Below are 13,087 nucleotides of genomic sequence, written 5' to 3'. Positions count from 1 at the left end.
CCGATGCTTCGCCGTTTCCTTCTCGTTTTCGCGGTCGTTTTCGGCGCTTCGCTTCCGGCCGCGGCCGAGGAATATATCCGCGATCACCATTCCGATATCAGCATTGCCGCCGATGGCGAATTGACGGTCACCGAGACCATCAGGGTCATGGCGGAAGGCGATCGCATCCGCCGCGGTATCTTTCGCGATTTTCCGCTGACGATGGAAGATGCGCGCGGTCGCACCATCCATGTCGATTTCGACCTCGTCTCCGTCACCCGCGACGGGCAGCGGGAGCAGTCTCACACCGAAAGCATTGCCCGCGGCATCCGTATCTATGCCGGCGGCGAGAACACACTTCTCAGGCCCGGCGAACATACCTACGAAATCACCTACAGGACCAATCGCCAGATCCGTTATTTCGATGATCATGACGAGCTCTACTGGAACGTCACCGGCAATGGCTGGCAGTTCCGTATAGCCCGCGCCTCGGCCAAGGTAACGCTTCCAGTCGGGAGCGTGGCCGATACGACGGCCTTTACCGGCGCCTATGGCTCGACGGAGCGTAATGTCATCATCAATGCGTCCGGCGGCGAGGCAACCTTCAGCACAAGGCAGCCGCTTGGGCGCGAGGAAGGTCTCACCATCGTCGTCGGTTTTCCCAAGGGCATCGTTGCCGCACCTTCGGCTGATCAGCAAAGCTCCTGGTGGTGGCGCGACAATCTCAACCTCATGCTGGCCGCCGTCTGCCTTCTTGTCGTGCTGGCCTATTACGTCCTCATCTGGCTTGTGATCGGTCGTGACCCCGAACGTGGCACGATCGTACCGCGCTGGGACCTCCCGCCCGGCCTGTCGCCGGCATTGGTCAACTATATCGACAACAAGGGTTTTTCCGGTCGCGGCTGGACAGCGCTTTCGGCAAGCCTGCTGGATCTGGCGGTCAAGGGCTTCGTCACGCTCGATGATCTGGGATCGCGCGTCCGCGTCCACCGGACGGACAAAGCGGTTGACGCCAAGGAACTTCCGGTGGGGCAGGCGACCCTCATGCGGGAGATCGCCCGATCGGGAAAAACACTCTCCATCGAGGAATCGAACGGCGAAAGAGTGCAGGAAGTCGGTAAAGCCTTCCGTGATGCGACCGAGAGGGAGCATCGCGGCAAGTATTATCGGCACAATGTCGCGGCGATCGTTTTCGGCATATTCCTCAGCATCGTCGTGCTGATATTCCTGCTGTTCCTGGGCGATGTCGATGCGGACAGCGTTGGCTTCATAATCATGCCGATCTTTTTCGGCCTGTTCTGGTCCTTCTTCGCGGTCAAAACGGCGCAGTCGCTGATGCGGCGAAAAACGGTTCTCTCCAGGATCATGGGAGCGATCGGTTTCGCCTTCTTCGGCTTCATCGGGCTTGGCATAGCTGCCCAGTTTCTCGTCGGAATTATAGGCAGCATCCTGCACGGCCAATGGCCGACATTGGTCGGCGTCGGCGGCATCGTCATGACCAATGCTCTCTTCTTCTTCCTGATCGGCGCACCGACGCCGCTTGGCCGCAAGATGATGGATCACATCGAGGGCCTGCGCACCTACCTGACCGTGGCTGAAAAGGACCGGATGAACATGGCCGGTGCGCCCACCATGTCGCCCCAGCATTTCGAGACGCTGCTGCCCTACGCAGTTGCGCTGCAGGTGGAAGAACCGTGGAGCAAGGCTTTCGAAGGGTGGCTGGCAACGGCGGCCGCCGGCGCCGCGGCTGCGTCCTACACGCCCGGCTGGTATCACGGCGACAGCTTCGGTAATTTCGGCGAGCGCATCGGGGGCTTTTCCTCCGAAATGGCATCGACCATCGAATCCACCATTCCGACGCCGAAATCCTCCTCCTCGTCCTCGGGGTTTTCCGGTGGAGGCGGTTTCTCCGGCGGCGGCGGAGGCGGCGGTGGCGGAGGCGGCTGGTAGAAAAGCTTGATTGCCGGCCTGCGATTGACTACGTTACATGTAACGATACTGCAGGAGGTGAGAATGGCCGCTTCCGTCAACAAGAGAGTGCAGAAGCATCGGGAAGCCCTCAGGGCGTCGGGCCTGCGTCCGGTGCAGATATGGGTGCCGGACACACGCCAGCCCGGCTTTGAGGCTGAGTGCCGCCGCCAGTCTCAGGTCGTCGCGGCGGCCGATGCCGCGGATAACGGTCTCGGCACATTCCTCGATGCCGCGCTGTCCGACCTCGACGACGAAGCCGATCGATGAGGCGCGGCGACCTTGTGTCCGTCGCTTTGTCGGGTGATTTCGGTAAGCCGCGTCCCGCACTCGTCATCCAGGCCGACCGGTTTGAGCAGACCGGCACCCTTACCGTTCTGTTGGTTTCCAGCATGCTCGTCGAGGCGCCTCTCATCAGGCTCTCTGTCGAGCCATCGCCGGAAAACGGGTTGAGCAAGGCCTCTCAAATCATGATCGACAAGGCCATGACGGTAAAGCGCGAGAAGCTCGGGCCGGCCTTTGGCCGGCTTGATGACGAGACGATGCTGTCCGTAACCAGATCGCTCGCTGTCTTTCTCGGCCTGGCATGATCGGAGGCGGCTGGTAGCCGCCACTTTCCCGAATCGAACTGATGACTTTTACGGATGGGCTTGCTAAGCCCGCCACGACATCATTTTCAGCGCAAAGACTAAAGATCATGCCCGACCTGCTTCTTGAACTTCGCTCCGAGGAAATCCCTGCCCGCATGCAGCGCAAGGCGGCGGGCGACCTTAAAAAGCTCGTTACCGACGCGCTGGTGGATGCAGGCCTGACCTATGAGGGTGCGCGCGAATACTGGACGCCGCGCCGGCTGACGCTGGATATCCGCGGTCTCACCGCCCGTTCGGCCGATCTGCGCGAGGAGATCAAGGGCCCGTCCACCTCCGCCCCGGGACAGGCGATCGCCGGCTTCCTGCGCAAGGCCGGCTTGGTCGACATTTCCGAAGCCCAGGTCGCCACCGACCCGAAGAAGGGCGACTATTACGTCGCGATCGTCTCCAAGCCCGGCCGCGCGGCGGAAGAGATCATCGAGGGCGTGATGCCCGGCATCATCCGTTCCTTCCCCTGGCCGAAGTCGATGCGTTCCGGCTTTGCCTCCATGCCGAAGGGATCGAGCTACGGCGGCATCGAGGGCAAGGGGTCCGAAAGCCTGCGCTGGGTGCGCCCGCTGCAGTCGATCGTCTGCATGTTCGGCCCCGAGCACGACGAGACCAAGGTCATCCCCTTCGAGATCGACGGCATCACCGCCGGCAACGTGACTTACGGCCACCGTTTCCATGCGCCGGAAGCCATCACCGTGCGCCGCTTCGACGATTATGTCGCGAGCCTGGAAAAGGCCAGGGTCATGCTCGATGCCGACCGCCGCAAGGACATGATTCTGCACGACGCCCGCGATCTCGCCTTCGCCAACGGCCTGGAACTGGTCGAGGACGAGGGCCTGCTCGAAGAGGTTTCCGGCCTCGTCGAATGGCCGCATGTGCTGATGGGCGAATTCGAGAAGGACTATCTCGAAATCCCGGCCGAAATCATCCGCCTGACGATCAAGACCAACCAGAAGTGTTTCGTCACCCGGCCTCAAGGGTCGGAGGAAGGCCTGTCGAACCACTTCATCCTGATCTCGAATATCGACGCCAAGGATGGCGGCAAGGAAATCATTCACGGCAACGGCAAGGTCGTGCGCGCGCGCCTCTCCGACGCCAAGCATTTCTGGACCCGTGACCAGGGCGACATTCCGGATCTTGCCACGCTCACGGATTCGGCGAAGAAATTCGACCTCGACCTGAAAAAGCCGCTCGACCAGCGCATGGCCAAGCTCGATGCGCTGAACGTCACCTTCCACGCCAAGCTCGGCACGCAGGGCGAACGCGTCGCCCGCATCCGTGCACTGGCCAAGGAACTGGCCCCGATCGTCGGCGCCGATCCGATCCTCGTCGATCGCGCAGCGGTTCTCGCCAAGGCCGACCTGCGCACCGAAGCCGTTGGCGAATTTCCCGAACTGCAGGGTCTGATGGGCCGCCGTTATGCCGGCTTGCAGGGTGAAGACGAATCCGTCTCGATCGCCATCGAGGACCACTACAAGCCGCAGGGCCCGTCCGACCGCGTGCCGAAGGACAAGGTCGCGATCACCGTGGCACTCGCCGACAAGCTCGACACGCTTGTTGGGTTCTGGGCCATCGACGAAAAACCGACCGGTTCGAAGGATCCGTATGCGCTTCGCCGTGCGGCGCTGGGCGTAGTGCGTATCCTGCTGGAGCGGAATGTGCGGCTGCCGCTGCTGGCGACGACCAAGGATGCAGACCTCCTCTCCTTCTTCCACGACCGCCTGAAGGTCTACCTCCGCGACATGGGTGCTCGTCACGACATCATTGATTCCGTCCTGACGCCGGAAACCGATGATCTTCTGCTCGTCGCCCGCCGTGCGGAAGCGTTGACCTCCTTCATCTCGTCGGAAGACGGCAAGAACCTCTTGGCCGGCACCAAGCGTGCCGTGCAGCTTCTCGCCGCCGAAGAGAAGAAGGGTACCGTCATTGCCGATGGTGTGTCGGACGAACTGCTGAAGCTCGACGCCGAAAAGGCACTCTGGGCCGCGATCAGGACCGCGTCCGCCGAAGCCTCCGCAGCCGTGCAGAAGGAAGATTTTCGTTCAGCCATGGAAGCCCTGTCGAAGCTGCGCGCCCCCGTGGACAAGTTCTTCGAGGACGTGCTGGTCAACGACGAGGATCCTGCCATCCGCGCCAATCGCTTGGCACTGTTGAAGGCGATCCGCGAGGCGACCGGCACGGTGGCGGATTTCTCGAAGATTTCTGGTTGATTCAGCCGGGATGATGACATTCGAAAGCCCCGCTTTGCCGGGGCTTTTTTCTGTCCGATGCTCCATGCTAAACTGGCAAACAGAACGATCCTGGAGCTATCGATGAACAAGCCCGTGAAAGTCACCGTCAGCGAGCACGCCGCAAGCTTTGTAACGCGGGAGCTGGAAAGTGGTCGCTTCGGCTCGGCAGAGGAAGTTGTCGAAGCTGGCCTTCGTCTGCTGGAAGAAGAGCAGGAGAAGATCGAAAGGCTGCGCGAATTGCTGATCGAAGGCGAAAACAGTGGTGACACTGTTCCATTCGATCCCGAGGCGCTGATGGCTTCCGTTCGCGCGTCTTGGCAAAAACGTGGTTGATGTTCGGCTCCGTCCGAGTGCGGAGAAAGATTTCGTCGAGATTGGCGAATATACGCGTGAAGAGTGGCCAGAGGCTCAAGCTCGGATCTACCTTCAGAAGCTGCTTTCGGTCATCAGACAGATCGGTGATAAGCCTTTAGCCGGGCGGACGTTAAGTGGTATCCGTGCGGGATATCGTTGCCGGCGCTCAGGTTCGCATCTGATCTACTATATCGCGAAACCGGAACTGGTCGAAGTTGTCCGCATCCTCCATGAAAAGGTCGATGTCCGCCGCCATCTCGATGACAAAGAATGACTGATAACAAGATCCTCATCAGCGCCTGTCTTCTCGGCCATGCCGTTCGGTATGACGGCAAGGGCAAGCCGCTCTTGCATCCGGCGATCGACCGCTGGCGGGAGGAGGGGAGGCTGGTGACGATCTGCCCGGAGCTTGCCGGCGGCATGAGCGTACCGCGGCCGCCCGCCGAGATCGAGAACGGCATGACCGGCGCCGACGTCCTGGCGGGCAGGGCACGTGTCGTGGAAATCACTGGCGGTGACGTGACGGCGCAGTTCATGGCCGGCGCGCGGCAGGCGCTGGATTTTGCCCAGGCTCACGGCTGCACCCATGCGCTGCTGATCGACGGCAGCCCGTCCTGCGGCTCGGGGTTTATCTATGATGGCTCGTTCGAGGGGCGAAAGCATGCCGGCAACGGCGTGACGGCGGCGCTTCTGGAAGATGCGGGCATCAGGGTGTTTTCGGATCGCCGTATCGATGATCTCGACGCCTTGATCTCAAGGCCGTGACGCTTTCCGGCCATCCCTGATCGTCGGTGAACCTGAGTGCGGGGTGATCGAAGCTGCGGCGCCCGTCGAGGGATTTCCCAAAAAGAAACCGTCGAGCTTTCGCCCGACGGCTTCCACCATCCCCCTGATACCCCCCGGGGAACGGATCTCTTGAGTGAGCTGTGAAAGATCAGCTCGCCATGCGCATCTGCGTGCCCGCGTCGCGCAACCGGTCGACATGGGTCGTACCGCTGACGCGGAAGCCGCGGATGAGGTTGAGCAGTTCCTCGGTGTCGGCGGCAAGCGCTTCGGCCGATGCCGTCGTCTCTTCCGCCATGGCGGCATTGTGCTGCGTCGCCTGGTCGAGATGGTTGAGCGACGAGGAGATCGAGCGCAGCGTCGTGTCCTGCTCGGCCGCCGAATCGGCGATCTTGCTGACGATGTCGCTGGCGGCCTTCACCTGGCCCGAGATCCGCTTCAAGGCTTCGCCTGCCTGGCCGACAAGACGGACACCGTTTTCCACCTGGGTGGACGAGCGGGAGATCTGGTCCTTGATCTCCTTGGCGGCCGCGGCGGAACGCTGGGCGAGTTCGCGCACTTCCTGGGCAACGACGGCAAAGCCCTTGCCGCTTTCGCCCGCACGGGCGGCCTCGACGCCGGCATTCAGCGCGAGGAGGTTGGTCTGGAAGGCGATCTCGTCGATCACACCGATGATCTTGGTGATCTCACCGGAAGACTGTTCGATGCCGCTCATCGCCTCGATCGCTTCGGCAACCACGGCATCACTGCGGCTCGCCTCGCCGCTGACGGTGACGACGCGCTGCGCCGCTTCCTTGGCACCATCGGCGGTCTGCTTGACGGCAACAGTCAGCTCGTCGAGCGCGGCCGAGGTCTCTTCGAGGTTTGCGGCCTGGCGCTCGGTGCGCTGCGACAGTTCGTTGGATGCGCGGCGGATTTCGTCCTTGGAGCCGCCGATATCGATGCCCTTGGCGTTGACCTTGGCCATGGCGGCTTCGAGATGGCTGAGCGCCTCGTTGAAATTGTCGCGCAGGCCGGCATAGCGGTTGCCGAGATCGCCGCAACGGACGGTCAGGTCACCCTTCGCCAGGTTCTCCAGCGATTTACCGATGGTCGAGACGACGCGGGCCTGCAATTCAGCTTCGTCACGCTGCATGTCGAGGTTCTGCTGACGCTCGCCGTCCAACTCTTCTTGGCTGCGCTGCTGACGCTCTTCCATCGCGTGGCGCTCGCGCACCTTCTGCTGCAGTGCCTGGGTGGCGCGTGCCATCAGGCCCACTTCGTTCTTCATGCCCGTGTGAGGAATGGCGAGATCGACATTCTCGTCGGCAACGGCATTCAGCGCATTGCGGATGGCGCCGAGCGGGCCGGAAATGTTGCGGATGACAATGAAGGCGAGAAGCGAGGCGAGGGCGAGGATGCCGGCGCCGATGCCGATCGCCTTCATCGCTTCGCCGCGGATCTGCGCTTCCAGGTCGTCCACATAGACGCCGGTGACGAGAACCAGCTGCCAGGGCTCGAAAGCCAGCGCGTAGGAGCTCTTGCGGAAACCGTCGCCCTGCTCGCCGGGCTTCGGGCCGAGGAAATCGGCCGTGCCGCCGCCGTTGCGGCCGATCTTGACCAGTTCGTCGCGATACATGAAGCCGGTGACGTCGGGCTTGCCCTTGAAGTTCTGGCCGAGGCGCTTCGGATCCGGATGCAGCCGCATGGTGATGTCGTAGTCATAGGCATAGAGATAGCCATCCGGCGTGAAGGTCATTGCCGCGATCGCTTCGAAGGCGCGCTTCTGGGCCTCTTCGCGCGAAAACTCGCCGGCGGCCTCGCGCTGCTGGAACTTCTTCATGATGCCGAGGCCGGATTCCACCTGCGTGCGCAGCATGGCGTAGCGCTCGGCATAGATGGCGTTGGTCGACGTGCGCAGCTGGAAATAGGTGCCGATCGCAAACGCGATCATCAGGGTCAGCACGAGCAGCACGAGCTGATGGGAGATCTTCAGATTCTTCATGACGTCCTCGAAGGGCAAGCCACATGCGCATGCGGCCATGATGATACGGATTGTACGGGAGGGGAGCGCATCCTGCGCCGGGGCGTGCTGCATCGCACAAGACACAAGTCGCATATCTGATTGAATAAAGCTTTAATTGTCGCATAGACACGCCGGCCGTTACTACGCGGCCCGGCAGGCGATCAGCATAGAATAGGCAAAAATAGAGAATTCCCGCGTCAGGAATTCCTGCGCGTCTCCGCAGTAATTGCTGATCTTTCCTATAGATCAGTCGCGGCGGAGAGGAAGTCCATCAAAAGTCTGTGAAATGGATCCGTTGTCTTCGACTGCGCCGGTCTTGGCAGTGAAGTCTATCGAGCCGGCTGGGGCCGTGGCACTTTCGATCCCGGCTTCCACGCTTCTGCCGTTGCCGGTATCGACGACAGCCTGCAACTGGTCCGTTGTCATCCATGCCGGCACCTTGCTGACGTGAACGACCGGAGAACCGCCCATCCAGATATCGGTGCGGACAATCTTCTTTTCACCGTCGATATCCAGAACGGCGACGGACTGCACGCGGTCCTTCAGCACCGGCACCTTGTAGGCGCTCTTGTCTTCCACCGGCTTCAGTGGCGGGCAATGGGCGCAGCTACGGCTAACGAAGCTCGCGCTTGCATCGCGGGTGTTCGTCGCAAGCGGCTGGATCGACTGCGCCTGGGCGGAGCCGGTAACGAGCACGAAAGCTGACAGAAGCACATGGCGCATGGTGCAAAACCTCTTTTGCGCCATGCTTAAGGTGAACTGGTTGCGATCCCGTCAGAAAAATCGGTAAACAACGACTTAAATTGTCGGGACTGGTCCGCGAACTGGCCCGTTATCAGCCATTTTCCCGCTCGACCGCGCGCCAGCCGATATCCCTGCGGCAGAAGCCGTTCTCCCAGGCAATGCCCTCGACCAGCGAATAGGCGCCGACCTGGGCATCCCTGACCGTCGCGCCGGTTGCCGTCACGTTGAGCACGCGGCCGCCGGTGGCAACGAGAGCGCCATCCTTGAGCGTCGTGCCGGCATGGAAGATCTTCTCGCCTGGACCGGTTTGCGGCAGGGCGGCGATCGGCGTGTTCTTGTCATAGGCGGCCGGATAACCCTTGGACGCCATGACCACGGTCAGCGCCACGTCGTCGCTCCAGTCGGCGGAAACCTTGTCGAGCGTGCCGGTCGCTGCCGCGTAGAGCAGATCAAGCAGGTCGCTCTTCAGCCGCATCATCAGGACCTGGCATTCCGGGTCGCCGAAGCGAACATTGTATTCGATCAGCTCCGGGCCTTTTTCGGTGATCATCAGGCCGGCGAAGAACACGCCGACGAAGGGATAACCGCTTTCCGCCATGCCGCGGATGGTCGGCTCGATGATTTCCTTCATCGTCCGCTCGACCATGTCGGGTGTCATCACTGGGGCGGGCGAGTAGGCGCCCATGCCGCCGGTATTCGGGCCGGTATCGCCGTCGCCGACACGCTTGTGGTCCTGCGCGGTCACCAGCGGCAGCGCCGTCTTTCCGTCGCAGAGGCAGAAGAAGCTCGCCTCCTCGCCGTCAAGATAGGCCTCGATGACGACTTCCGCGCCGGCTGCGCCGAAGGCACCGTCGAAACAGTCGTCGACGGCGACAAGCGCTTCCTCGATCGTCATCGCGACGGTCACGCCCTTGCCGGCGGCAAGGCCATCGGCCTTCACGACGATCGGTGCGCCCTGTTCGATGATATAGGTCTTGGCCTCTTCGCCATTGGTGAAGCGCTTGTAGGCGCCGGTCGGAATGTCGTAACGGGCGCAGAGATCCTTGGTAAAGCCCTTGGAGCCTTCAAGTTGCGCCGCAGCGGCCGAGGGGCCGAAGACGGTGATGTCGCTGGCACGCAGAACGTCGGAAAGACCGGCTACGAGCGGGCCTTCCGGGCCGACGATGACAAGATCGATACCGGTTTCGAAGCAGAAGCGCGTGACTGCCGCATGGTCGTCCACGTCAAGCGAGAGGATCTCTGCATGCTCGGCGATGCCGGGATTGCCGGGCGCGGCATAAAGGCGTGTCAGTTTGGGAGACTGGGCGATCTTCCACGCCAATGCGTGTTCGCGGCCGCCGGAGCCGATCAGGAGAACCTTCATACACCGCCCTCATGGTTGTTTCATTGGGCGGTTAAGGCTCGCAGGCTCAAAGGTCAAGGGCGCGGGGCGCTCAGGACACAGATGGCGGAAGGCAAAGGTGGGAAATTACACCGGAGTGGCGAAGCCGACCTTGAAGCGGTCGGCTAAGCCCTGATCGACGTTTTGGCGTCGATGATCAGTTCTCGTGCTGCGAGGGAAACTCGCGGCGCAGATTGAGTGTGGTCTGAAAAATCACTTTATTACGATATGCAAGAAAAGGGATTGGTTCATGTCTCAATTCGGCACTTCTGATTTTGTCATTCAAGTAGGCGATGGCAGCTTCAAGTTCTTCGGAGCCGACCGCCTCGTCGCTGGCTAGTTGGTAAGCGATATTCCTAGGCATTCATACCTCCTAATATACCACATCATGCGGCAGGGGGTATTTATAGCGGCGAGACCAAATGCGAGAAGATGTCAGCTCCTTATCCACGGTGTCAGGGTTACCGCTAGATGAATGTCAGTTCGATTTGGCACAGGTAGAGCGAGCATCCTGTGTGCGGACGCGGTGATCATGTTGCCTTGCCGCAAAGTTTGACTATGGTCGCGCCTCCTAAAATTGACGAGGACACCGATGGCTGCCGATAACCAGAAACTCGCCGTTGCGATCGCCGCCGAGATCAATGCCCGGCCGGACCAGGCGAAGGCCGCCATCGCGCTGCTGAACGAGGGCGCGACGGTGCCCTTCATCGCCCGCTACCGCAAGGAAGTGACGGGTGGCCTCGATGACACCCAGCTTCGCAATCTTGCCGAGCGCCTCGTTTACCTGCGTGAGCTTGAAGCACGTCGCGTATCGATCGTCGATTCGATCAACGGCCAGGGCAAGATGACCGATGAGCTTGCGGCAAGGCTTGCCGGCGCGGCCACCAAGGCGGAACTGGAAGACCTTTACCTGCCCTACAAGCCGAAGCGCCGCACCCGCGCCGAGATCGCCCGCGAGCGTGGCCTCGGCCCGCTGGCGGAGGCGATCTGGGCGGACCGCGCCGCCGATCCCGCGAAGCTCGCCGAAGCATATGTGCAGGGCGAGGTGGCCGACGTTAAAACGGCGCTCGACGGTGCGCGTGATATCGTTGCCGAAACCATTTCCGAAAATGCCGATCTCCTCGGCCGCCTGCGCCAGCACATGCGCGACGGCGCGGTGTTGCGGGCGAGGGTGGTCGACGGCAAGCAGGAGACGGGCGCCAAGTTCGCCGACTATTTCGACCATTCCGAACGCTGGGCAACCGTACCAGGCCATCGCGCGCTCGCCATGCTGCGCGGCTGGAACGAGGAAATGCTGACGCTGACGATCGACGTCGATGCCGACGACACTTCGCCGGTCAAGCCGGCGCAGCGGATCATCGCGTCTGCCTTCGAAATCCGCGGCATGGGTCCCGGCGATCTCTGGCTGATGGACGTTGCAGGCTGGACCTGGCGTGTGAAACTGTCGGTCTCCCTGTCCCTCGACCTGATGCGAGAAATGCGCGAACGCTCCGAGGAGGACGCGATCCACGTCTTCGCCCGCAACCTGAAGGACTTGATGCTTGCTGCCCCCGCGGGTTCGCGCGCCACGATGGGTCTCGACCCGGGTATCCGCACCGGCGTGAAGGTGGCTGTCGTCGATAGCACCGGCAAGCTGCTCGAAACCTCGACCGTTTATCCCTTCCCGCCAAAGAATGACCTGCGCGGCACCCAAGCCGAACTCGCCTCGCTCATCCGCAAGCACAATGTCGAACTGATCGCGATCGGCAACGGTACCGGCAGCCGCGAGACGGAAAAGCTGGTCGCCGATATGCTGACCTCGCTTCCGGGCAACAAGCCGACCAAGGTGATCGTCTCGGAAGCCGGCGCCTCGGTCTATTCGGCGTCGGAAACGGCGGCTGCCGAATTCCCCGGTCTCGACGTGTCGCTGCGCGGCGCCGTCTCCATCGCCCGCCGCCTGCAGGACCCGTTGGCCGAACTGGTCAAGATCGAACCGAAGGCGATCGGCGTCGGCCAGTATCAGCACGACGTGGACCAAGGGAAGCTTGCCCGCTCGCTCGATGCCGTGGTCGAAGACGCGGTGAATGCCGTCGGCGTCGATCTCAACATGGCCTCCGCCCCGCTTCTCGCCCGTGTCTCCGGCCTCTCGCGCTCGACCGCGGAGGCGATCGTCGCTCATCGCGATGCCAATGGTGCTTTTGAAAGCCGCAAGGATCTCCTGAAGGTTGCCCGTCTCGGCAACCGCACCTTCGAACAGGCGGCGGGCTTCCTGCGCATCGTGAACGGCAAGGAGCCGCTCGACGCCTCTGCCGTCCACCCGGAAGCCTATGGCGTGGCAAAGAAGATCGTCGCTGCCTGCGGCCGTGACCTGCGTACCCTGATGGGCGACAGCGCCGCCCTGAAGGCCGTCGATCCGCGCCAGTTCATCGACGAGCAGTTCGGTCTGCCGACGGTGAAGGACATCATCGCTGAATTGGAAAAGCCCGGTCGCGACCCGCGCCCGAGCTTCAAGACCGCCACCTTCGCGGACGGCATCGACGAGATCACCGACCTGAAGCCCGGCATGCTGCTGGAAGGCACGGTCACCAATGTTGCAGCCTTCGGTGCCTTCGTCGATATCGGCGTGCATCAGGATGGTCTCGTTCACGTCTCGCAGCTCGCCGACAAGTTCGTCAAGGATCCGCATGAGGTGGTGAAGGCCGGCGACGTGGTGAAGGTTCGCGTTGTCGAGGTGGACGTGAAGCGCAAGCGGATCGGCCTGACCATGCGCAAGGACGGGGCTGAGTCGGCGCCGCCACCGCGCGGAGCTCCCCGAAACGAGCGTCCTGCCAATCAAAAATTCATGAAGACCGAAAAACCGTCCTCACAGGGCGCGTTCGGTGCTGCGCTCGCGGAAGCTTTAAAAAAGCGCTGAAATCGACAATTTTTCTTTTCAACTCTACCTTTAGATGCGCGCCGTCAGACAACCGTTTGACGGCGTGTCGTTTTATGTCATTTTCATGGCTGGAATGTGCTTGCAGTC

Annotated in this window: 12 protein-coding genes; 8 read left to right on the top strand and 4 right to left on the bottom strand. The window is 61.8% G+C overall.

Going from position 1 to position 13,087, the window contains the following annotated elements; all coding sequences use genetic code 11:
- The first annotated feature begins 3 nt into the window (after positions 1 to 3).
- The 7 genes from BM216_RS08430 (at position 4) to BM216_RS08400 (ending at position 5,938) form a co-directional block, all read left to right on the top strand.
- Entirely contained in the window at positions 4 to 1,929 is a 1,926-nt protein-coding gene (locus BM216_RS08430; RefSeq protein ID WP_092997835.1) for a DUF2207 domain-containing protein, read from the top strand.
- A 63-nt stretch (positions 1,930 to 1,992) separates the two neighbouring features.
- Entirely contained in the window at positions 1,993 to 2,217 is a 225-nt protein-coding gene (locus BM216_RS08425; RefSeq protein WP_092997832.1) for an antitoxin MazE family protein, read from the top strand.
- Positions 2,214 to 2,537 carry a type II toxin-antitoxin system PemK/MazF family toxin gene (locus BM216_RS08420; protein WP_092997829.1) on the top strand — a complete coding sequence of 108 codons (324 nt, stop codon included), beginning with the start codon at positions 2,214 to 2,216 and terminating at the stop codon, positions 2,535 to 2,537. The genes BM216_RS08425 and BM216_RS08420 overlap by 4 nt, the downstream gene beginning before the upstream one ends.
- Positions 2,538 to 2,644: 107 nt before the next feature.
- Positions 2,645 to 4,798: a glycine--tRNA ligase subunit beta gene (gene glyS, locus BM216_RS08415; RefSeq protein ID WP_092997826.1), complete on the top strand. Its 2,154-nt coding sequence runs from the start codon at positions 2,645 to 2,647 to the stop codon at positions 4,796 to 4,798.
- Positions 4,799 to 4,900: 102 nt separating this feature from the next.
- Positions 4,901 to 5,152, top strand: coding sequence for a type II toxin-antitoxin system ParD family antitoxin (locus BM216_RS08410; RefSeq protein WP_092997823.1), 252 nt, complete (start codon positions 4,901 to 4,903; stop codon positions 5,150 to 5,152).
- Positions 5,145 to 5,447 carry a type II toxin-antitoxin system RelE/ParE family toxin gene (locus tag BM216_RS08405; protein WP_092997821.1) on the top strand — a complete coding sequence of 101 codons (303 nt, stop codon included), beginning with the start codon at positions 5,145 to 5,147 and terminating at the stop codon, positions 5,445 to 5,447. The genes BM216_RS08410 and BM216_RS08405 overlap by 8 nt, the downstream gene beginning before the upstream one ends.
- A complete protein-coding gene (locus tag BM216_RS08400; protein WP_092997818.1) occupies positions 5,444 to 5,938 on the top strand; it encodes a 2-thiouracil desulfurase family protein in 495 nt (164 codons plus the stop codon). Before BM216_RS08405 ends, BM216_RS08400 begins: the two co-directional genes overlap by 4 nt.
- A 169-nt stretch (positions 5,939 to 6,107) precedes the next feature.
- On the opposite strand, the gene BM216_RS08395 is transcribed toward BM216_RS08400, so the two are convergent.
- The 4 genes from BM216_RS08395 to BM216_RS08380 all read right to left on the bottom strand — a co-directional run bounded on the left by BM216_RS08395 (position 6,108) and on the right by BM216_RS08380 (position 10,450).
- The gene (locus BM216_RS08395) at positions 6,108 to 7,940 is read right to left on the bottom strand and encodes a methyl-accepting chemotaxis protein (protein ID WP_092997815.1); all 1,833 of its coding nucleotides are present in this window, start codon (positions 7,938 to 7,940) and stop codon (positions 6,108 to 6,110) included.
- A gap of 267 nt (positions 7,941 to 8,207) precedes the next feature.
- Complete coding sequence (locus BM216_RS08390; RefSeq protein WP_092997812.1) at positions 8,208 to 8,684, bottom strand: plant virulence effector HPE1-like domain-containing protein; 477 nt, start codon at positions 8,682 to 8,684, stop codon at positions 8,208 to 8,210.
- 112 nt (positions 8,685 to 8,796) lie between these two features.
- Complete coding sequence (purD, locus tag BM216_RS08385) at positions 8,797 to 10,068, bottom strand: phosphoribosylamine--glycine ligase (RefSeq protein WP_092997809.1); 1,272 nt, start codon at positions 10,066 to 10,068, stop codon at positions 8,797 to 8,799.
- A 175-nt stretch (positions 10,069 to 10,243) separates the two neighbouring features.
- Positions 10,244 to 10,450, bottom strand: a complete 207-nt coding sequence (locus BM216_RS08380; RefSeq protein ID WP_092997806.1) for a hypothetical protein — start codon at positions 10,448 to 10,450, stop codon at positions 10,244 to 10,246.
- 228 nt (positions 10,451 to 10,678) lie between these two features.
- On the opposite strand from BM216_RS08380, the gene BM216_RS08375 reads away from it, so the two are divergent.
- Entirely contained in the window at positions 10,679 to 12,979 is a 2,301-nt protein-coding gene (locus BM216_RS08375; protein WP_092997803.1) for a Tex family protein, read from the top strand.
- The last annotated feature ends 108 nt before the right edge of the window (positions 12,980 to 13,087 follow it).

Origin of the sequence: Rhizobium sp. NFR07 (genome assembly GCF_900111905.1) — a bacterium.
Classification (GTDB): Bacteria; Pseudomonadota; Alphaproteobacteria; order Rhizobiales; family Rhizobiaceae; genus Neorhizobium.
The sequence above is the reverse complement of the archived record's forward strand: the minus strand, read 5'-3'. Positions and strand labels throughout refer to the sequence as shown.